The sequence below is a fragment of the Sphingosinithalassobacter tenebrarum genome (genome assembly GCF_011057975.1).
Lineage (GTDB): Bacteria > Pseudomonadota > Alphaproteobacteria > Sphingomonadales > Sphingomonadaceae > Sphingomonas > Sphingomonas tenebrarum.
Genome location: NZ_CP049109.1, coordinates 1,312,193 through 1,332,256, shown reverse-complemented (window position 1 = coordinate 1,332,256; position 20,064 = coordinate 1,312,193). Strand labels below are relative to the sequence as shown.

Annotated in this window: 23 protein-coding genes; 16 read left to right on the top strand and 7 right to left on the bottom strand. The window is 63.6% G+C overall.

The genetic code is table 11. The features are described 5' to 3' along the window. Nucleotide 1: 1 nt before the first annotated feature. From G5C33_RS06600 to G5C33_RS06590, 3 genes are all read right to left on the bottom strand, one after another. Nucleotides 2-862: an HprK-related kinase A gene (locus tag G5C33_RS06600; RefSeq protein WP_165326489.1), complete on the bottom strand. Its 861-nt coding sequence runs from the start codon at nucleotides 860-862 to the stop codon at nucleotides 2-4. Next, nucleotides 859-1,137, bottom strand: a complete 279-nt coding sequence (locus tag G5C33_RS06595; RefSeq protein WP_228275213.1) for an HPr-rel-A system PqqD family peptide chaperone — start codon at nucleotides 1,135-1,137, stop codon at nucleotides 859-861. The genes G5C33_RS06600 and G5C33_RS06595 overlap by 4 nt, the downstream gene beginning before the upstream one ends. 120 nt (nucleotides 1,138-1,257) lie before the next feature. Next, nucleotides 1,258-1,668, bottom strand: coding sequence for a hypothetical protein (locus G5C33_RS06590; protein WP_165326487.1), 411 nt, complete (start codon nucleotides 1,666-1,668; stop codon nucleotides 1,258-1,260). 98 nt (nucleotides 1,669-1,766) lie between these two features. Between G5C33_RS06590 and G5C33_RS06585 the strand changes: the two genes are divergently transcribed. The 10 genes from G5C33_RS06585 to G5C33_RS06540 all read left to right on the top strand — a co-directional run bounded on the left by G5C33_RS06585 (nucleotide 1,767) and on the right by G5C33_RS06540 (nucleotide 11,976). Further along, nucleotides 1,767-2,978, top strand: coding sequence for an ATP-binding protein (locus tag G5C33_RS06585; protein WP_165326486.1), 1,212 nt, complete (start codon nucleotides 1,767-1,769; stop codon nucleotides 2,976-2,978). 91 nt (nucleotides 2,979-3,069) lie between these two features. After that, nucleotides 3,070-4,101 (top strand): substrate-binding domain-containing protein, encoded by a 1,032-nt coding sequence (locus G5C33_RS06580; protein WP_165326485.1) that lies wholly within the window; start codon nucleotides 3,070-3,072, stop codon nucleotides 4,099-4,101. A gap of 45 nt (nucleotides 4,102-4,146) precedes the next feature. Further along, nucleotides 4,147-5,523 (top strand): phosphate ABC transporter permease subunit PstC, encoded by a 1,377-nt coding sequence (gene pstC / locus G5C33_RS06575; RefSeq protein WP_165326484.1) that lies wholly within the window; start codon nucleotides 4,147-4,149, stop codon nucleotides 5,521-5,523. After that, nucleotides 5,516-6,844, top strand: coding sequence for a phosphate ABC transporter permease PstA (gene pstA / locus G5C33_RS06570; protein WP_165326483.1), 1,329 nt, complete (start codon nucleotides 5,516-5,518; stop codon nucleotides 6,842-6,844). The genes pstC and pstA overlap by 8 nt, the downstream gene beginning before the upstream one ends. A gap of 77 nt (nucleotides 6,845-6,921) precedes the next feature. Next, the gene (pstB, locus tag G5C33_RS06565) at nucleotides 6,922-7,668 is read left to right on the top strand and encodes a phosphate ABC transporter ATP-binding protein PstB (protein ID WP_228275277.1); all 747 of its coding nucleotides are present in this window, start codon (nucleotides 6,922-6,924) and stop codon (nucleotides 7,666-7,668) included. A 23-nt stretch (nucleotides 7,669-7,691) separates the two neighbouring features. Beyond that, nucleotides 7,692-8,390 carry a phosphate signaling complex protein PhoU gene (gene phoU / locus G5C33_RS06560; protein ID WP_165326482.1) on the top strand — a complete coding sequence of 233 codons (699 nt, stop codon included), beginning with the start codon at nucleotides 7,692-7,694 and terminating at the stop codon, nucleotides 8,388-8,390. Between the two features lie 16 nt (nucleotides 8,391-8,406). Further along, nucleotides 8,407-9,099 carry a phosphate regulon transcriptional regulator PhoB gene (phoB, locus tag G5C33_RS06555; RefSeq protein ID WP_165326481.1) on the top strand — a complete coding sequence of 231 codons (693 nt, stop codon included), beginning with the start codon at nucleotides 8,407-8,409 and terminating at the stop codon, nucleotides 9,097-9,099. 116 nt (nucleotides 9,100-9,215) lie between these two features. Further along, complete coding sequence (locus G5C33_RS06550) at nucleotides 9,216-10,112, top strand: SDR family NAD(P)-dependent oxidoreductase (protein WP_165326480.1); 897 nt, start codon at nucleotides 9,216-9,218, stop codon at nucleotides 10,110-10,112. A 101-nt stretch (nucleotides 10,113-10,213) separates the two neighbouring features. Beyond that, on the top strand, nucleotides 10,214-11,329 hold the full coding sequence (locus G5C33_RS06545; protein WP_165326479.1) for a hypothetical protein: 1,116 nt from the start codon (nucleotides 10,214-10,216) through the stop codon (nucleotides 11,327-11,329). Next, complete coding sequence (locus tag G5C33_RS06540; protein WP_165326478.1) at nucleotides 11,326-11,976, top strand: DUF4386 domain-containing protein; 651 nt, start codon at nucleotides 11,326-11,328, stop codon at nucleotides 11,974-11,976. Before G5C33_RS06545 ends, G5C33_RS06540 begins: the two co-directional genes overlap by 4 nt. On the opposite strand, the gene G5C33_RS06535 is transcribed toward G5C33_RS06540, so the two are convergent. Together G5C33_RS06535 and epsC are read right to left on the bottom strand one after the other, a co-directional pair. Next, nucleotides 11,973-12,311 (bottom strand): DUF2794 domain-containing protein, encoded by a 339-nt coding sequence (locus G5C33_RS06535; protein WP_165326477.1) that lies wholly within the window; start codon nucleotides 12,309-12,311, stop codon nucleotides 11,973-11,975. The genes G5C33_RS06540 and G5C33_RS06535 overlap by 4 nt on opposite strands. Continuing rightward, a complete protein-coding gene (gene epsC / locus G5C33_RS06530) occupies nucleotides 12,311-13,006 on the bottom strand; it encodes a serine O-acetyltransferase EpsC (protein ID WP_165326476.1) in 696 nt (231 codons plus the stop codon). The genes G5C33_RS06535 and epsC overlap by 1 nt, the downstream gene beginning before the upstream one ends. A gap of 156 nt (nucleotides 13,007-13,162) precedes the next feature. Here epsC and G5C33_RS06525 point away from each other — a divergent pair, with 156 nt between their 5' ends. From G5C33_RS06525 to G5C33_RS06500, 6 genes are all read left to right on the top strand, one after another. Beyond that, complete coding sequence (locus G5C33_RS06525; protein WP_165326475.1) at nucleotides 13,163-13,936, top strand: sulfite exporter TauE/SafE family protein; 774 nt, start codon at nucleotides 13,163-13,165, stop codon at nucleotides 13,934-13,936. A gap of 78 nt (nucleotides 13,937-14,014) precedes the next feature. Then, the gene (locus G5C33_RS06520) at nucleotides 14,015-14,596 is read left to right on the top strand and encodes a hypothetical protein (protein WP_165326474.1); all 582 of its coding nucleotides are present in this window, start codon (nucleotides 14,015-14,017) and stop codon (nucleotides 14,594-14,596) included. Between the two features lie 126 nt (nucleotides 14,597-14,722). Next, a complete protein-coding gene (locus tag G5C33_RS06515) occupies nucleotides 14,723-15,304 on the top strand; it encodes a hypothetical protein (RefSeq protein ID WP_165326473.1) in 582 nt (193 codons plus the stop codon). A gap of 157 nt (nucleotides 15,305-15,461) precedes the next feature. Next, complete coding sequence (gene ahpC / locus G5C33_RS06510) at nucleotides 15,462-16,025, top strand: alkyl hydroperoxide reductase subunit C (RefSeq protein ID WP_165326472.1); 564 nt, start codon at nucleotides 15,462-15,464, stop codon at nucleotides 16,023-16,025. Nucleotides 16,026-16,110: 85 nt separating this feature from the next. Next, nucleotides 16,111-17,691, top strand: coding sequence for an alkyl hydroperoxide reductase subunit F (ahpF, locus tag G5C33_RS06505; protein WP_165326471.1), 1,581 nt, complete (start codon nucleotides 16,111-16,113; stop codon nucleotides 17,689-17,691). Between the two features lie 145 nt (nucleotides 17,692-17,836). Further along, nucleotides 17,837-18,742, top strand: a complete 906-nt coding sequence (locus G5C33_RS06500) for a hydrogen peroxide-inducible genes activator (RefSeq protein ID WP_165326470.1) — start codon at nucleotides 17,837-17,839, stop codon at nucleotides 18,740-18,742. Between the two features lie 4 nt (nucleotides 18,743-18,746). On the opposite strand, the gene G5C33_RS06495 is transcribed toward G5C33_RS06500, so the two are convergent. Both G5C33_RS06495 and gntA read right to left on the bottom strand, forming a co-directional pair. Then, a complete protein-coding gene (locus G5C33_RS06495; protein WP_165326469.1) occupies nucleotides 18,747-19,331 on the bottom strand; it encodes a DUF1989 domain-containing protein in 585 nt (194 codons plus the stop codon). Next, nucleotides 19,328-20,032, bottom strand: coding sequence for a guanitoxin biosynthesis heme-dependent pre-guanitoxin N-hydroxylase GntA (gntA, locus tag G5C33_RS06490; RefSeq protein WP_228275212.1), 705 nt, complete (start codon nucleotides 20,030-20,032; stop codon nucleotides 19,328-19,330). Before gntA ends, G5C33_RS06495 begins: the two co-directional genes overlap by 4 nt. Between the last annotated feature and the right edge of the window lie 32 nt (nucleotides 20,033-20,064).

Genomic DNA, 20,064 nt, shown 5'->3' with positions numbered 1-20,064 from the left:
CTCACAGCGCGCGCCACAGCCGGTCGACCTGCGCGAGAGCGGTATCGGCATCGGGATAATCGAGCGCGCGAGCAGGCACGGTTCGCACCAACCGGGTGAGCGCATCGAACCCGCGCTCGGCGAGCTTGGTATAGTTGGTCGAAGCTTGCGTCAGCCGCACGAACGCCTCGCTCGGCAGCACCGGCCGTTCGGCCGCTTCATGGCCGAAGCTCGGAAAAAGGATCAGCGCCGCCTCGGCGGGCTTCACCATCGCCTCCACCGCGCGACTGTCGGGCACCAGATGCCGGATCGTGCCCTTGGGCGTGCCTTTCATCCGCGGGCCGAACCCGGCGGCGGGCAGCGCCTTCTCGACCACCTCGATCGCTTCGTTCTTGAGGCTCACTAGCCGGGGAAAACCGTGGACCAGCCCCGTCTCGGGATCGATCAGCGCGAATTCGTCACCCATCAACCGCCAGCCGCGCGCCATCAGCAACGCCGCGAGCGTCGATTTGCCCGCCCCGGAAATGCCCGTCATCAGCACCGCATGCCCGTCGCGCTCGGCGGCTGCGGCGTGGAGCAGCAGATAGCGCCGCTGGCCGAGCGCCATCTGCAGGTTCATCCCCATTTCGGCGGCGAGCAGCCCCTGCGCGAGCGGCAGCGGCGCGGCATCGGGAATGACGAAATCGCCGCCGATATGCACCGAAGGGCGCAGCACCCGCCGCCACGGCCGCGCGGCGAACAGATGGACGTTGAAATCGGCGATCCCGTCGTCGGGCTTCGGATATTCGGCATAGAGCCGTTCGACTTCGGCGATCGGCGCGCGCCAGTCGCTGCCGATCCGAAAGCCGATCGGGCCGATGCGAAGCGTAGTGACGTGCCTCATCGCCGCTCCACCAGCCCGGAGGCGACCATTTCGTCGAGCCGCAGCGCGAGCGTTGCCGGATCGGCATCGCCCAGATCGAACCGCTCGGAAAGCCGCGCGAGCAGGTCGACGCTTGTCATGGCTTCGTTGCCCAGCGTTTCGAGGATTTCCGGCACCGGCGAGTCTACGACATGCGTCATCCCCGATGCGCGGTGATAGAGGACGGTCAGCGTGTCGAGCGGCACGATGCGGAGTGTTTCGGATGCGGCGGCGAGATAAAAAGGGCTCTCGTTCACCTCGACCTCCGTTTGCCCTGAGCCTGTCGAAGGACTGTTCTTCTTCATGCGTCTCGACAAGGAAAATACGGGGCTTCGACAAGCTCAGACCCAGCAGGCATGGTGGTCTTCAGGCCGATCCTACCCCCGCGGCATCTGCAGCGAGGCGAAGCAGGTAAAGCCGCTCGTCCCCTGCTGCAGCCGACGGATGTAATTGGTGTAGGCGCGGTTGGTCTCGTAATCGGTGCCCGGCAGCATCCCGCCGTTGAGCGCGCGCTTCACGTCCTCGCCCTTGAACGCCATGCCCGGCGGCGGATAGGCACCCGGCGTACCCGCGGGCACCAGAGATCCGTCGGCGGCGATATACATGCCCGCGCGGCCCGGATCGGGCACCGGAATCTCGCAATTGAGCACCGAGGCGCTGGTTTGCGCCAGCGCCGGACGAATCGAAACGATCGCCGTCGCACCTGCCGCGCCGAGCATCAGCGCGCGCCGCCCCGCATTCGCAGGCGCGGTCGGCTTGCCGCCTGGTTCTGATTGGTCGTCGGCCATGACGCCTTTTCATGCGCCAGCGCCTCTTTCGCAATCGTAAATGCGCGACCCCATCGCGCGCCTTCCCCGAAGCGGAAAGCCATCCTAGTAGAGCGCGCATGGAAGATTCGGCCGGAAAACGCGTGCTGGCGGCGCTGGGGCTCGCCGCGATGGCGGCATTTGCCAGCATGCTCGTCAACGGAGATATCGAAGCCAGCCTGGTCGTGCTCGTCTGCGCGGTGGCGGCAGTGCTCGTCGGCGCTGGCATGGGCGATGCGATGCCCGAGCTGCCGCCCGCGCCACCGCCCGCGCCACCGCAGCAGAATCCGCCGCTTCCCGAAGTGATCGAAGCAATAATCGAGCCGGTGCTGGTGATCAGCGAACAGCGCGTAACCGCCGCCAATCGCGCCGCCTGCGCCTTGCTGGGCGAACACATATTGCAACAGGATGTGCGGCTCGCGATCCGCCACCCGGCTGCGAGCGAACGCCTGCTCAGCCCGGGCAAGGAAATTCCCGGCGCACCGATCCACCTGGTCGGTCTCGGCACCCGCGACCAGCGCTGGGAGATGCGCATCCGCACGCTTTCGAGCGGCGAACGCATCGTCCATCTGGTCGATCGCACCGGCAGTTATGCGGCCGATCGGATGCGAGTCGATTTCGTCGCCAACGCCAGCCACGAACTGCGCACGCCGCTCGCCTCGCTGCTCGGCTATGTCGAAACGCTCGGCGAGGAAGCCGGCGAGGACCGCAAGACGCGCAAGCGCTTCCTCGACGTGATGCACAACGAAGCCAAGCGGATGCAGCGGCTGGTCGACGACCTGATTTCGCTCTCGCGCATCGAGGCGGAGAAATATCGCGAGCCGGACCAGTCGGTCGATCTCGGCGTGCTGATCGAACAGGTGCGCAACGAACTGACCTCGATGAAGCCCGAACGCGGTGCCGACCTGAAACTCGATTTGCGGCCCGCGCCCCCGGTGCGCGGCGACCATGCGCAGCTGTCGCAGCTGCTCCACAACATCGTCAGCAACGCAATGAAATACGGACGCCCGGGAACCCCGGTCGAAATCTCGCTCGAATCGCAGCGCGGCGGCATGGTGCGCCTGCGCGTCTGCGATCATGGCGAAGGCATCGACCCCGATCATCTGCCGCGCCTGACCGAACGTTTCTATCGCATCGATTCGAGCCGCAGCCGTGCAATGGGCGGCACAGGCCTGGGCCTCGCCATCGTCAAGCATATCGTCGAACGCCATCGCGGTCGGCTGGACATCGCCAGCCAGCTCGGCGAAGGGACGCAAGTGACGATCCTGCTCCCCGAGCATCGTTTGTCATAATACGGTAACCGCTATCCCCGATGCGCGGCCCGGCAGTATTATTCGTGCGGCAAAGCGTTTCGCGCGACCACCGGAACTGGAGGAAAAAGCGATGCTGGGCAGGCTGGCACTCACCATGACCTTGGCGGCAACGCTGGCGGCGTGTGGCGATTCGAATGGCGGCATGCGCACGCAGATCACTGCGGTCGGCTCTTCGACGGTCTATCCCTTCACCACGCGCGTGGCCGAAGCGTTCCGCAATCAGGACTCCAATCGCGACGCGCCGGTGATCGAATCGACCGGCACCGGCGGCGGTATGGCGCGGTTCTGCGACGGTGTGGGCGTCGACTATCCCGATCTCGTCAACGCATCGCGTCGGATGAAGCTTTCCGAATATATGAAGTGCCAGAACAACAACGTCGTGCCGGTGATGGAAATCCAGATCGGCATGGACGGGGTGGCGCTGGCCGAATCGCAGGAAGGCCCGAGCTTCGAACTGACGAAGAAGGACATCTATCTCGCGCTCGCCGCCCACCCGATGGGGAAGGACGAAAACAGCGCGCGAACGTGGCACGACGTGAACCCCGACCTGCCGGAAATCCCGATTCAGGTGTACGGCCCGCCCTCGACCAGCGGGACGCGCGACGCCTTTGCCGAGCTGATCATGGAGCCGGGCTGCGTCGAGGCCTTTCCCGAAATCGAGGAACAGACCGGCGATCAGAAGAAGCTGGTCTGCATCCAGATCCGTACCGACGGGCCCTATATCGACGCAGGCGAGAACGACAATCTGATCGTTCAGAAACTGGCGGCCAATCCCAATGCGATCGGCATTTTCGGCTACAGCTATCTTGAGGAAAATCAGGACCGGCTGCGCGGTATCCCGATCGAGGGTGTCGCTCCCACCTATGAAACCATCGCCGGCGGCAGCTACCCGGGCGCACGGCCGCTGTTCATCTATGTGAAGAGCAAGCATCTCAACGCGGTACCGGGTCTCAAGGAATTCCTGCGCCTCTATTCGACGATGTGGGGCCCGGACGGTGATCTGGTAAAGCGCGGGCTGATCGCGGCGCCGCAAAGCGTGCGCGATCAGGCTTCCAACGTTATCGAGCAACAGATTCCGCTTGATCCGAATACCCTGGAATAGGCCAAAGCAGCTTCATCCCGGTCCAGAAGGCGAGACGATTCGGCAGTGACATTTTCAACTTTGGTCTTTCTGATCGTGGGCCTTGGCCTGATTGGCTGGCTCACCGCCCGGGCGCGCGCGACTCGTTTCGATCGCGGCGGCCGACGCCGGCTGCATTCGCTGCCGGCCCAGCATGGCTGGTATGTGGCGCTGTGGACCGTGATTCCGCCGATCCTGTTCCTGCTCGCCTGGTCGATGATCGAGCCCGGACTGGTTTCACAGGCGGTGATGGCGCATCCCGCCGCGGCGCAGCTTCCCGATTTCGATTTCGAGCGGCAGGCGATCCTGGCCGAGGCGCGACGGCTCGCCGCAAATCCCGGAATGGGCGCGTTCAATCCGCTTGCAGAACAGCTCGCCCCGGCAATGGCCGAAGCTCAGTCGCATTATGCCTGGATGGGCACGCTGGTCGCGCTGTTGCTGGCATTCGCAGGCGGCGCCTTCGGGTTCACGCGAATCCGGGCGGGCTTCGAAGCACGCACGCGCGTGGAGCGGATTATCATGGTGATGCTGATGCTGGCATCGCTGATCGCGATCCTGACGACGCTCGGCATCTTCCTGTCGCTGGTTCGCGAATCGCTGCGCTTCTTCTCGATGGTGCCGGTCACCGACTTCCTGTTCGGCACCCATTGGGCGCCGCAGGTAATCGATTCGACCGATCCGGGGGCATCGCTGGGCGCGGTACCGCTCTTCTGGGGCACCTTCTTCATCGGCGCGGTGATCGCGATGCTCGTCGCCATCCCCTTCGGCCTGATGAGCGCGATCTACCTCACCCAATATGCCGCGCCGCGCGTGCGTCGCTGGATGAAGCCGATCCTCGAGATCCTCGCGGGCGTACCGACCGTGGTGTACGGCTATTTCGCGGCGCTCACCGTGGCGCCGGCGGTGCGCGACCTCGCCGTCATGCTGGGCATGGAATTCGCCTCTTCCGAAAGCGCGCTGGCGGCCGGCGTGGTGATGGGCGTGATGATCATCCCGTTCGTTTCCTCGATGGCCGACGATTCGATCGCGGCGGTACCGACCGCGATGCGCGACGGCAGCCTTGCGCTCGGTGCGACCACCAGCGAGACGATCGGGCGGGTGCTGGTTCCCGCCGCGTTGCCGGGCGTCGTCGCGGGCGTGCTGCTCGCGGTCAGCCGCGCGATCGGCGAAACGATGATCGTGGTGATGGCCGCCTCGGGCGCAGCGAACATCACGCTCAACCCCTTCGACAGCACCACCACCGTCACCAAGCAGATCGTCGACCTGCTGACCGGGGACGCGGCCTTCGACAGTCCCAAGACGCTCGCCGCCTTTGCGCTCGGCCTCACTCTGTTCCTGGTGACGCTTGCACTCAACATCGTCGCACTGCGCGTCGTGAAGAAATACCGGGAAGCATATGAGTGATCCGCTGATGCCCGAACTGCCGAGCGCCGGCGGCGACGCGGCGCCCGCGCGCAAGCCGACCGACTGGACGACCGATGCGATGCGTCGCCGCATCCGCAAGCGTTACGCCAAGGAACGCCGGTTCAAGCTGCTCGGGCTGGCTGCCGTGGTGATGTCGGCCGCCTTCCTCGCCTTTCTGCTGGTAACGATGGTGTCGCAGGGTTTCGGCGGTTTCTTCCGCACCGAAATCGCCCTGCCCATCAATTTCCCGCAGACCGGCATGGAAGTCGACAAGGAGTCGCTGAGCAAACCCGGCGCCGATCTGGCGCTTTCGGGCGCGGGCCTCGAAAACACCGTGAGTACAGCTGCGGTGATCGCCTTCGGACCGGGCGGCGAGGAATTCATCTCCGAAAATGCGTGGCTTTCGGTCCGGGAGGCGATCAAGGACGATCCGTCGCTGCTCGATCGGCAGGCTGTGATCAGCGTTCCCGCTTCGGCCGAGATCGATCGCGCAGTAAGCGAGGAAGGCTCGCCAGAAGCCGAGGCCGCGGTAGCGCAGCTTCAGGCGGAGGGTGCGATCGGCGAAGGCTTCAACTGGCAGTTCCTGAGCGCTTCGGACTCGACCGACCCGACCCAGGTGGGCATCTGGGGCGCGCTCAAGGGCTCGCTGTTCACGATGTTCGTGACGTTCATCATCGCCTTTCCGATCGGCGTGCTATCGGCGATCTATCTCGAGGAATATGCTCCGAAGAACCGCTGGACCGACCTGGTCGAGGTGTCGATCAACAATCTCGCCGCGGTCCCTTCGATCATCTTCGGCCTGCTCGGCCTTGCCGTGTTCCTCGGCAGCTGGACACTGTTCGGGCAGAAATTCGGCCCGCTGCTGCCGCGCTCTGCAGCGCTGGTCGGCGGTCTGACCCTCGCGCTGATGATCATGCCCGTCATCGTCATCGCCAGCCGCAATGCGATCAAGGCGGTTCCGCCTTCGATCCGCGACGCCGCGCTCGGCATCGGCGCCAGCAAGGTGCAGGTTGTGTTTCACCACGTCCTGCCGCTGGCATTGCCAGGCATCCTGACCGGAACGATCATCGGCATGGCGCGCGCGCTGGGCGAAACCGCGCCGCTGCTGCTTGTCGGCATGCGCGCCTTCATCGCCACGCCGCCCGACACGCTGACCGACAAGGCCACGGTGCTGCCGGTCCAGATTTTCCTCTGGTCCGATGAAGTCAGCCGCGGTTTCGTCGAAAAGACTTCTGCGGCTATTATCGTGCTGCTGCTGTTCCTCCTCGCGATGAACGCCCTCGCCATCTACCTACGCAACAAATTCGAGACTCGCTGGTGAATGATCTGACCGACACTGACCTCGCCCAGACGGCCCGCGAGAATGCGGACGCGGTCGATACGACCGCGCCGATCAAGATGACCGCGCGCGACGTTCACGTCTATTACGGCGCGACGCACGCCATCAAAGGCGTGTCGATCGACATCGACATGGACCATGTAACGGCATTCATCGGTCCGTCGGGCTGCGGCAAATCGACGTTCCTGCGGACGATGAACCGGATGAACGACACGATCGCGGCTGCGCGCGTCGAGGGGCAGATCACGCTGGACGGCGAAGATATCTACGCCCCGTCGATGGACGTGGTGCAGTTGCGCGCGCGCGTCGGCATGGTGTTTCAGAAGCCCAATCCTTTTCCCAAGTCGATCTACGAGAATGTCGCATACGGCCCGCGCATCCACGGGCTGGCGGCTTCCAAGGCCGACATGGACCAGATCGTCGAACGCTCGCTGAAGCGCGCCGGCCTGTGGGAGGAAGTCAAGGATCGCCTGACCGACAGCGGGACCGCCATGTCGGGCGGCCAGCAGCAGCGGCTGTGCATCGCGCGTGCCATTGCCGTCGATCCCGAAGTCATTCTGATGGACGAGCCCTGCTCGGCACTCGACCCCATCGCGACCGCCAAGATCGAGGAACTGATCCACGAATTGCGGGGCAATTACGCAATCGTGATCGTCACGCACAATATGCAACAGGCAGCACGCGTTTCGCAGCGCACGGCGTTTTTCCACCTCGGAAACCTTGTGGAATATGGTGTGACGTCCGACATTTTCACCAATCCGCGCGAAGAGCGGACGAAGGATTACATCACCGGCCGCTACGGCTGAGCCGCGCGAAACCGGAGAAGGAGATGGCCAGCTTGAACGAACATACCGTCAAGGCATTCGACGAGGAACTTACGCAGCTGCGCGGCCTGGTCGCGCAGATGGGTGGCCTTGCCGAACAGGCCGTCACCGGCGCGATCGACGCGCTGAAAAAGCATGACCTCCAGCTGGCGCGCGACATCATTGCGGGCGACCAGCGGATCGACGATATCGAAAGCGAAATCGAACGGCTGGCGATCCGGCTGATCGCGCTGCGTGCCCCGATGGCGGACGATCTGCGCGAAATCGTCGCGGCGCTGAAAATCGCCAGCGTGCTCGAACGCGCGGGCGACTATGCCAAGAATATTGCGAAGCGTGTCGCGATCATCGAGGATCACGGCACGATCGAACCGCTGTCGGTGCTGCCGGCAATGGCGGCGATCACCAGCGACATGCTACGTGACGTGCTCGATGCCTTTGCCGCGCGCGATGCCGAAACCGCGATCGCGGTCTGCAAGCGCGACAAGACAGTCGACGATTTCTACAATTCGATTTTCCGCGCGCTGGTGACGTTCATGATGGAAAATCCGAAGAGCATCACGCAGGTGGCGCACCTGCTGTTCGTTGCCAAGAATCTCGAACGGATCGGCGACCATGCCACCAATGTCGCCGAAATGGTCTATTACGCCGCGACCGGGGAACATATGGACGAGCGCGAACGCGGCGACAGTCCGCTGTCCAACTGAATCGACAGGAAATTAGATGGCTCGCGTGAAGATGCTGCTGGTCGAGGACGACGCCGCGCTGGCGGAACTTCTCACCTATCATTTCAAGCGTGAGGATTTCGACGTCCGGCAGACGCCGGACGGCGAGGAAGCCCTGCTGCTCGCCAAGGAATCGGCGCCGGACATCGTGCTGCTCGACTGGATGGTGGAAAGCCTGTCCGGCATCGAAGTGTGCCGTCGGCTTCGCCGTTCGGCGGACACGGCGAACGTGCCCATCATCATGCTCACCGCGCGCGGCGAGGAAGAGGATCGCGTTCGCGGCCTCGAAACCGGCGCTGACGATTACGTCACCAAGCCCTTCTCCCCACGCGAACTGGTGGCGCGCGTAAACGCAGTGCTGCGTCGCGTGCGCCCCGCCCTTGCCGGCGAGCAGCTGACCTATGGCGACATCGAAATGGACACGGTGGGGCACAAGGTGCGCCGCGGCGGGGAAGTGATCCCGCTTGGCCCGACCGAGTTTCGCCTGCTCAAGCATTTCCTCGAACATCCCGGCTGGGTCTTTTCGCGCGAACGGCTTCTCGACGCGGTATGGGGGCATGATGCCGATATCGAATCGCGCACCGTCGATGTGCACATTCGGCGGCTGCGCAAGGCGATCAACATCAACGGTCGCCCCGACATCATCCGCACGGTGCGCTCGGCGGGCTATTCGCTCGATTCGGGGGTTTGATGGCGCCGGGGGGGCGCTCGCCGCCCCCGCCCTGCCGTAGCGTCGCTGCCGCGACAATTCCCAAGTCCCGAAATCCACGATAGGAGCGCCCCCATATCCATCGGGAGCGCAGACAGATGACCATCCGTTTCGACGACAAAATCGCCATCGTTACCGGCGCCGGCGGCGGCCTGGGCCGCGCCTATGCGCTGGAACTCGCGCGACGCGGCGCGAAAGTGGTGGTCAACGATCTGGGCGGTTCGCGCGACGGCACCGGTCACTCGGATGCCGCGCTCAAGGTCGTCGAGGAAATCAAGGCTGCCGGCGGAACCGCCATGTCGAACGGGGGCAGCGTCACCGAATATGACCAGATGGTCGAGATGGTCGCGAAGGCGAAAGAAGCCTGGGGCGGTGTCCATGTCCTGATCAACAATGCCGGCGTGCTGCGCGACAAGAGCTTCGCGAACATGGCGCCCGAGGATTTCGAATTCGTCGTCGACGTCCATCTCAACGGATCGGCCAACTGCACCAAGGCGGTGTGGGAGACGATGCGCGAACAGGCCTATGGCCGCATCCTGATGACCGCGTCCTCGACCGGTCTCTACGGCAATTTCGGCCAGGCCAATTACGGCGCGGCGAAGCTCGGCCTTGCCGGGCTTACCAAAACGCTCCAGCTCGAAGCCGCCAAGTATAATATCAAGGTCAACACGCTTGCTCCGACTGCGGGCACGCGCATGACCGAAGACATCTTCCCCGAGGAAGCATTCAAGCTGTTCACTCCCGAAAGCGTCGCACCGGCCGCACTGTTCCTGGTGTCGGAACACGCCCCGACCAACGCGATTCTCGGCGCGGGCGCAGGCGTGTTCCAGGCCGCCTATGTGACGCTGACGCAGGGCGTGGCGCTCACGGGCGAGGAGCTCAGCCCCGAAGGCGTCGCCGCGCATTGGGCCGAAATCACCGACCGCAAGGGCGAGATGACGCCGCAGTCGGGATCGGAACAGGCGATGTCGATCATGAAGAAGTTGGCAGGGTAGGGAGCGGCTCGCTACCCAACTAACTGCGATCACGCGAAACTGGGTGTATTGCCGTATCAATACACTAATGCTACTCTTCTCGAATTGCAGGGAGGATAGCCATGTACAGCGAAAGCGATCTCGCGGCGGCCGTGGAGGCGGGAGTGCTCTCCCCCGATGCCGCCAATGCATTCCGAAACCATGTTGCCGAGGCGCGCGAGGCGCCGGCGGTCGACGAAGAACATTTCAAGCTGCTGACCGGCTTCAACGACATTTTCGTCGCGATCGCGGCGGCGCTGGTGCTCGCCGCAGTCGCCTGGCTCGGCGCCGATCTGGCGAAGATGCTGCTCAACGAACAGCATGAATCGCCGCGCCTGATCGGAGGGCTGATGATGGGCGGCTCGCTGTCGGTGGCGGCCGCAAGCTGGCTGCTAGCCGAATATTTCACCCGGCGGCGGCGCATGGCGCTGCCCAGCATATTGCTGCTGCTGGCGTTCGTCGGCGGCGCGTTTGGCAGCTTTGCCGGCATGTTCGTGATCAACGCGCCCTGGATCGAAGCGACCTTCGGCCTGCGTGGGGAAATGGCACATCGCCAGGCGGGCGGCGTTATCCTCGCGCTGATCGGCGTCGCGACGGCAATCGCCACCTACGTCCACTGGCGTCGGTTCATGGTGCCGATCACCGTCGCGGCGGGTGCGATGGCGCTGGTCGGCATCGCCATCGGCATCATCGTCGCGGTGGTTCCGGGGGCGGAAAACTGGCTCTACTGGATGGCGCTGGTCGCCGGGCTGATCGTCTTCGCCTTCGCGATGCGCTGGGACATGAGCGATCTCGAGCGCCGCACGCGCCGGTCGGACGTCGCCTTCTGGCTGCATCTGCTCGCCGCGCCGCTGATCGCGCATCCGGTCTTCCATCTGATTGGCGTCTTCGACGGCGATATTCCGATCGCGATGGCTGCAGTCGTGATCATTCTGTACGTCGGGTTCGCCAGTGTGGCGCTGGCGGTGGATCGCCGCGCGCTGCTCGTCTCCTCGCTCGTCTATGTGCTCTATGCGCTTTACGCGATCTTCGCGCAGACCGGCGCAGTCGAGCTGAGCGCGGCGCTGACGGCGCTGGTGATCGGATCGGCTCTGCTCACCCTGTCGGCCTTCTGGCAACCGATGCGGCGCGGCGTGGTGGGGCTGCTCGGCGGGCTCGAAACCCGCCTGCCCCCGGTTCAGCAGCCCGCGCTGGCATGACGGCATCGTCCCAGACCAGTCCCGGCGGCCTGCGCTTCCCGGCGCGGGCCGCCGGCCTGTTCTACCTGCTGACGATCGTCGCGGGCGTATATGGACAGATGTTCGCGCGCGCATCGGACGATGCTCTGCTGCTCCGCACCGCCATCCTGGCCGATATGGTGATGCTCAGCGCCTATATCGTCGTGACGGCGCTCCTCTACATGATCCTGCGCGAAGCCCGGCCGCATTTGTCCGCCGTCGCCGCCGGTTTCAGCCTGATCGGCATCGCCGTCCTCGCGGCAGGCGAGATCCCGCTGCTGCTTCCGACCGATCTGATCGCCAGCATCGCTCCAGCTGATTTCGCGGCACTGGCGCTGCGCTTTCACGGCGCGCGATTCTGGGTGAGCCTGATCTTCTTCGGCGTCTATTGCATGCTGATCGGCTGGCTCTACTGGCGCTCACGGCGCGTACCGTTGCCTGTCGGCGCATTGATGATGCTTGGCGGCGCGGTGCATCTGGTCAATCACGGCGGTGGCATCGTCTTTCCCGAGTTTTCGGATGCGATCCCGCGTCCCGTCGCCTTTCTGCCGTTGCTCGGCGAGCTGGTGTTCGGGCTCTGGCTGACGGTCTTCGCAGTGCGCCTGCCCGAAGCCGACGACCCAGCCTAATCGCCGACCAGCTTCATCAACCGCCGTTCGACAGGGGCGAGCACCGGGCCGAGTTCGTAGCCGCGTTTGACGATCACGCCACTCTCGTTGACCAGCGCCCACATGCCCTGCCGATTGCGCAGCGCCGGATGCTTCTCGATACGGAATTCGGGGCGCTCGGCAGTACGGCGGAAGGCGGAGAAGATCGCCGCGTCCTTGCCGCAATAAATCGCATAGTCGCGCCAGTGTCCGGCGGCGACCATGCGACCATAGAGATCGAGAATCCGCGCAAGCTCGATACGATCGAAACCGACCTGACCGGGACTGGAAATCGGAAGTGAGGTAACGCTCCCCATCAGGCCCGGTCGCGATGTCCTTCTTCGCTCTGGCCTTCGCGCTCCGCCATCAATGCGTCGAGCCGCTTGCGCAGCGTCTCGACCTCGCAACGCATGATCTCCAGTTTCTGCGTCGCGGGATCGAACATCTCGCTGCACGGCGTGCCGTAGGGGACGAATTCCTTTTGCCAGGTCTCCGCCTCGACCAATGTCGGGCGCGCGGGGATGCCGACGACGACTGCGCCTTCGGCAACGTCCTTCGTCACCACTGCATTGGCGCCGACGCGGGAGCGCGGGCCGAGCGTGATGGGGCCGAGTACCTGCGCACCGGAACCGATGATCGCGCCGTCCTGAACGGTCGGGTGACGCTTGCCCGCCACGCCGTTGTCGGGGCTCGTCCCGCCAAGCGTGACGTTCTGATAGATGGTGACGTCATCGCCGATCTCGGCGGTCTCGCCGATCACCGTGAAGCCGTGATCGATGAAGAAATGCCGCCCGATCTTCGCACCGGGATGGATGTCTATCGCAGTCAGCCAGCGCGACCAGTGATTGACCGCGCGCGCCGCAAAATACCAGCCGCGCCGGTAGAATCGATGCGCCACGCGATGATAGAAGAGTGCCCAGACGCCGGGATAGAGCAGGATTTCCATGCGCGACCGCGGCGCGGGATCGCGCGCCTTGATCGAATCCAGATATGCTTTCAGCCGCAAAAACATGGGCAAGCCCCTTCAAGGTCCGCAGCACCATTTAAGCATTCCTCCCGGAGAATGCCAGAAGCGGCACCACGCCACCGTGGAACATGCGAAATCGCTCTTGAGCAAATTCCACGTTCATGCATACCCTAGTATTCCTATAGGATATTAGGTGATTATATGTTCGAATCGCTCGATCTGGCGGCGTTGCTCCCCTTCATCGGCATCGGTGTTGCCGCCCAGCTCGTCGACGGCGCGCTCGGAATGGCCTTCGGCGTGATTTCCAGCACCTTGCTGGTCAGCGTCATGGGCGTGCCGCCCGCCACTGCTTCGGCGGGCGTCCATCTGGTCGAATGTTTCACCACCGGCATTTCCGGCATCAGCCATGCCCTCCATCGCAATGTGAACTGGCGGCTGTTCCTGCGTCTCGCCATGCCCGGGGTGATCGGCGGGATATTGGGCGCCTATGTGCTGACTTCGCTCGATGCGGCCGTCACCCGCCCGTTCGTGATGGGGTATCTGGCGCTGATCGGCGTCTATCTGCTGATCCGCGCGATCCGTTTTCCGCCCAAGCACCGCCAGCCGAAGATAGTCGAGCCGCTCGGCCTCGCGGGCGGATTTCTCGATGCCGCGGGCGGTGGCGGATGGGGCCCCGTGGTGACGTCCAATCTACTGGTTCAGGGCGCGCCGCCACGCGAGACGATCGGCACGGTCAACACGTCGGAATTCGTCCTGACGATGTCGATCTCCGCCGCCTTCCTGATCCAGATCGGCACCGAGGGATTTTCCGCCGGTTTCCTGAATCCGGTGCTCGGCCTGTTGATCGGCGGCATTATCGCCGCCCCGTTCGGCGCGTTCTTCGCCCGCCGCGTTCCGGCGCGCGCCCTGCTGATCATTGTTGGCGCCGTGCTGACGCTCACCAGCGCGTTCAGCCTGTGGAAAGCGCTGACATGACCCTTACGCCCCCGACACAAAAGCTTGACTCCCCTGTACGGATGCTGAGTCTCGCCGGAGAAAACTGGGGGACAGGACATGAAGCCGATCGCTTTCATCGTCGCGGCAACCGTCGCGCTGGCCGGGCTCGCACCGACCGACGCCGAGGCACAGGAAACGCTCAAGATCGAATTCGTCTCGGACTTTTCGAACTATCCCGGCAGTGCCCATACGAAGTCCGCCTGTCTGGACGCCAATCATCAGAACTTCGTGAATAGCGGCGGCATCGAAGTGAACCGGACCGATAACGGCCGCTGGTACAGCGTCGATGACGACTACGGCAAAGGCAAGTTCCTGATGTACTGCTCCAACCAGCCCGGCGTCATCGGTCTGGGCGTGCGGTTCAGCGGCAATCCAACGCGCTATCCCAACATCAATTTCGACACCCGCGGCCATTCGGGACAGTCGGATTGCATGCGCCGCGCGCGATCGGTCGCGAGCGGTTCGATCTACTCGCTGATGGAAGCGCATGACAACGCCATCACCCTGATCAACCGCAGCTCCAATATCGCCGTCACCATTGTCTGCACTGGCTTTGGCGAAGTGATGTTCGCCGGATGGGGGCGCGGCCGGCTGATCGATGAGCGTGAAACGGTGGAACAGCTCTGGCGCATGCAATAGCGCTCGAAGTGGCGAAGGAACGCCATCGTATAGGCGAACCTCGAAGAGCGGTTTGATCCATCTCCAAACCACTGGTTTCGCCTCGGCATAGGAATCCCCGAAGGCAGATACCGTTGGGGAAGGATAATGAAGACACTAGCCGGTTCGATTGCCGCCGCCGCGCTTGCCACCTTCGCGCCGGTTTCGGCGCACGCACAAAGCGGGCTCGAGGTCGAGTTTGTGCGCAGCTATGATCGCTATCCGCAGGGTGCCTCCAGCGTAAGCGCATGCCTCGACACCACACACCGGCAATATGTCGACGGCGGCGCGGTCGAAACGGCGCGCACGACCAATGCACGCTGGTATTCGACCGCCACGACGCAGGGCAAAGGCAAATTCCTGATGTATTGCGCCAACGCGCCCGGCGTCGTCGGCCTGGGCGTGCGCATCCGCGGCAATCCTCCGCAGGCGCCGAGCATCAACTACGACACGCACGCCCATTACGGTCAGGCGGATTGCATGCGCCGCGCGCGCGGCGTCGCAAATGCCAGCCGCGCTTACAGCGTGATACATTCGACCGGCGATTCGGTGACACTCTACAACGGCAGCAGCAACCTGGCGGTGACGGTGGTGTGTACGGGTTTCGGCGAGGTGATGTTCGCCGGCTGGGGCCTGGGCGGCGTGATCAACGAGCGCCAGACGGTCGACCGCCTCTGGCGCCAACAATAGCCACGCCGGAAGCTTTGCTATAAAATCGCCAACATCGATCATCTATCGTTGTTTCAGCGATAAATTCGATCACATCGACCAAAGCTTCCAATTTCACTCCGCTTCGGGCGCCCCATATACGGGACGCCGCAACACGGAATTTTTGGAGAATCGATAAATGGCGAAGATCGGAGACAAGCTGAAACCCTTCACGACGCAGGCCTACAAGGAAGGCAAGTTCGTGGAAGTCAGCGACACCGACGTGACCGGTAAGTGGGCCGTGTTCTTCTTCTACCCGGCGGACTTCACCTTCGTCTGCCCGACCGAGCTCGAAGACCTCGCCGACATCTATCCCAAGCTTCAGGAAATGGGCGTCGAAGTCTATTCGGTATCGACCGATACGCATTTCTGCCACAAGGCATGGCACGACACGTCGGAAGCGATCGGCAAGATCAACTATTACATGCTGGGCGACCAGAACCACACCATTTCGAACAATTTCGACAACCTGCGTGAAGGCGTCGGCCTGGCCGATCGCGGCACGTTCGTCGTCGATCCCGAAGGTGTGATCCAGCTCGTCGAAGTGACGCCCGAAGGCGTCGGCCGCAACGCCGCCGAGCTTCTGCGCAAGATCAAGGCGCTTCAGTACTGGGTCAGCCATCCGGGTGAAGTCTGCCCGGCGAAGTGGGAAGAAGGCGAGAAGACGCTCGCGCCTTCGCTCGACCTCGTCGGCAAGATCTAAACCAACGCCCTTTGGGTCTTGATGCGGCCCGGGGCGGCACCCGTCGCCCCGGGCCGTATTGTATCTGAATTACAAGGATTTCCTCATGCTTGACGCCAATATGACGCAGCAGCTTAAGGGCTATCTGGCCAACATCAAGCAGCCGATCGAGCTCGTCGCCAGCCTGGGCGACGACGCCAAGTCGCGCGAGCTTGGGGAGCTGCTTGATGAAATCGCCGCGCTGTCCGATCTGATCGACGTCGTCCGCGCCGACGACGACAAGCGCAGGCCCAGCTTCATGATCCGCCGCAAGGGCACCGATATCGGCGTGCGCTTCGCGGGCATTCCGATGGGTCACGAATTCACGTCGCTCGTTCTCGCGCTGCTGCAGGTCGGTGGGCATCCCTCCAAGACCGCGCAGGACCTGATCGAGCAGATCAAGGACATCGAGGGCGATTACGAATTCGAGACCTATTTCTCGCTCTCGTGCCAGAACTGCCCGGACGTGGTGCAGGCGCTTAATCTGATGAGCGTGCTCAATCCGAACATCAAGCACACCGCGATCGACGGCGCGCTGTTCAAGGACGAAGTCGACGGTCGCAAGGTGATGGCGGTGCCGACCGTCTTCCTCAACGGCGAGCAGTTCGCCAGCGGGCGCATGGACCTCGAACAGATCGTCGCCAAGATCGATACCGGCGCCGAAGCCAAGGCGGCCGAGAAAATCGCCAAGAAGGACCCCTTCGACGTGCTGATCGTCGGTGGCGGCCCCGCCGGTGCGGCCTCGGCCGTCTACACCGCGCGCAAGGGGCTCCGCGTCGGCGTCGCTGCCGAGCGGTTCGGCGGTCAGGTGCTCGACACGATGGGAATCGAGAACTTCATCTCGGTTCCGTACACCGAAGGACCCAAGCTCGCTGCACAGCTCGAGGAGCACGTCAAGGAAAACGACGTCGACATCATGAACCTGCAAAAGGCGGAAAAGCTGATCCCGGCGGCGGAGGAAGGCGGCCTGCACGAAGTGAAGCTCGCCAACGGTGCTTCGCTCAAGGCGCGCACGATCATCCTTTCGACCGGCGCGCGCTGGCGCCAGATGGGCGTGCCCGGCGAGGACGAATATCGCAACAAGGGCGTGGCCTATTGCCCGCACTGCGACGGTCCGTTGTTCAAGGGCAAGCGTGTCGCGGTGATCGGCGGCGGCAATTCGGGCGTCGAGGCGGCGATCGATCTGGCCGGCATCGTCGCGCACGTCACGCTAATCGAATTCGACAGCGACCTGCGCGCCGACGCGGTGCTCCAGCGCAAGCTCGCCAGCCTGCCCAACGTCAAGATCATCACCTCGGCGCTGACCACGAAGGTGCGCGGCGACGGCGACAAGGTGACGGGCCTGACCTACAAGGACCGCAACCACGACACCGAGCATGACGTCGATCTGGAAGGCATCTTCGTCCAGATCGGCCTCGTCCCGAATACCGAATGGCTCAAGGAAAGCGTCGCGCTTTCTCCGCGCGGCGAAATCGAAATCGATGCGCGCGGCGAAACCAGCCAGCCGGGCATCTTCGCGGCAGGCGATTGCACCATCGTGCCGTACAAGCAGATCGTGATCGCGATGGGCGCGGGATCGACCGCCGGACTTTCGGCGTTCGACTATCTGATCCGCCTTCCTACGGCAGAGGTCAGCGAAGCGGCCTGAGCTCCCATTGGCCGCATTTGCCGAACTGGCCCGGAGCAGCGCCTCCCCCTCGCTGCTCCGGGTCTTTTCGTCTGATCGCTTGAGCGATCTGGCATAAAGTGACGCCGCCACTTATATCAGACCCATCAATCGATGGGGACGATTAGTGGCAACCACCTATCTGCCGACGCTCAAGCAGCTCCAATATCTGGTGGCGCTGCGCGACGCGGGCCATTTCGGCCGCGCCGCCGAGGCCTGTTTCGTCACGCAATCGACGCTGTCGGCCGGTATCCGTGAGCTGGAAACGCTGATCGGTGTCACGCTGGTCGAGCGCACCCGCCGCGTCGTCCGCTTCACGCCTCTGGGCGAGAAGATCGTCGACAAGGCGCGCCGCGTGCTGCGCGAAGCCGATGAACTGGGCGACATCGCCCGCTCCGCCGGACGGCCGCTGTCGGGCGAGATGCGGATGAGCGTCATCCCCACCATCGCGCCCTTCCTGCTGCCGCGCATCCTGCCGCGGCTGCGCAAGGACTATCCCGATCTAAAGCTGTTTCTGCGCGAAGAAACCAGCGCGCATGCCTGCGAAAGCCTGCATCATGGCCGCAGCGACTGCGTGCTGCTCGCGCTTCCCTATGCCTGCGGCGATGTCGAAACCGAGATCCTGTTCGACGACCGGCTGTTCGTCGCCTTTCCCGAGGGCGAGCTCGAACCGCCGATGCCCGATGCCGTCGAACCCGAGGCGATCGACGAAGGCCGGCTGCTGCTGCTCGAAGACGGGCATTGCCTAAAGGACCATGCACTCGCCGCATGCAACCGCCCCGAACTGCGCGCGGAATCGACGATGCTTGGCACGTCGCTCTACACGATGGTGCAGATGGTGGAGAACGGCCTCGGCGTGACGATGCTTCCAGAAATGGCGGTCACGGCGGGGATCCTCGATAATACCCATGTCACCGCGCGCCCGCTCCACGCCGAAAACGCCGCGCGCCAGATCGCGCTGGTCTGGCGCAAGGCATCCCCGCGCGAACGCGATTTCAGGCTGCTGGCCGAAGTGCTGGGCGCCAAGCCCTGAGGCCCTATTCGATTTCGTAGTGGATCGGCTTGAAGCTGCCGCCGTTCGAAGCATAGGCAGAGCAGGCTGTCAGACCGATCACCAGATCGCATTCGGCGCGTAGGCGAATATAATCCCCCGGCGCGCTGGTCGGCGGCAGCACTTCGATCTTTCCCGTCGCTCCATCGACCGGCACGTTCATGAAGACGTTGAACGCCACCGGGATCGCATCGGCTTCGACGCCATAGGGCGCGAGCGCTTCGGCGAGATTGCCGAAACAGCCGCGATGCACCGGATGCTCGGGATAGAAATGGCGAAAGGTCGCTTCGCTGCACGGCGTCAGCAGGAAATCATGCCGCCCGACACTGTCCTCGACAATTTCGAGCAGCCTGTTCGATCGGTTCGACCAGAGCGTATTGCCGGTGGTCAGCGAGATCGTCTCTTCATAATCGAACGTGCGCCCGTTCGAGATGACTTCGCGAACGTCGTCGGCCGCGAAGGCGAGCAAATCACTGACCTGCGTTCCCTGCGGATCGATTACCTTGAGCGTCTGCCCGGCCTTGAGCGAAAAGGCGGCGCCGCTGCGGGGCGGTATCTCCACCAGGCTCATTTGCGGGGATCCTGAAACGGGCATTTCCAGCCATTGGTGACGAGGCGCCCGCTATATTGCCGTGCCTCGCTCGCCTCACCGTGCCGTGCGAGCATCGGATTGATGTCGCCGGCAAGCTTGATGTCGCGCGCCAGTATGCGCTCGCGCATCCGCTCATATTTGCCTTCCTCGCGCAGCCGCTCGAACTGATCGTGGAGATTGAACACGAGTGTCGGATGCGGAAAGCGCCGCGCGGGGCGCGAGGCATTGGGATGGAGCCCGACCACGAAAAACGCCTCGCCGCCGAAACTCAGCGAGAAATGCGGGTCTTCGGGATCGGGACTGACATCGGAGTCATATTCCTGCCCCAGCCAGGCATCCTTGTCGGCGAAGGACTGGATGCGATGCCACATCGCCTTTTCGAAATCGGCTTCGTCCAGATCGAGTGGAGTCTCGAACACCACCGCCAGGCTGCGGAATCCCTCCGGCGCCTTGCGATAGGCATGCGCCCATTCGAGCAGCGCGCCGTGAATTTCCAGGTCGTTCCAAGCACTGAGCATGTCGCGTGCGCTGACAACGCGCAGATTGCCGCGTGCCAGCGCCGCCTTGGCGCCGACACAGGGGAAGTCATGGGCTTCGATGATCGTGCGCAGCTCTTGCTCGAGCGTATCGCAGCTGGGTTCGGCAAGTCTCTCCATGCCGCAATAACTCGCCAGTGGCATTTGGGATGCCAACGAAATAAAATTATTGCGTC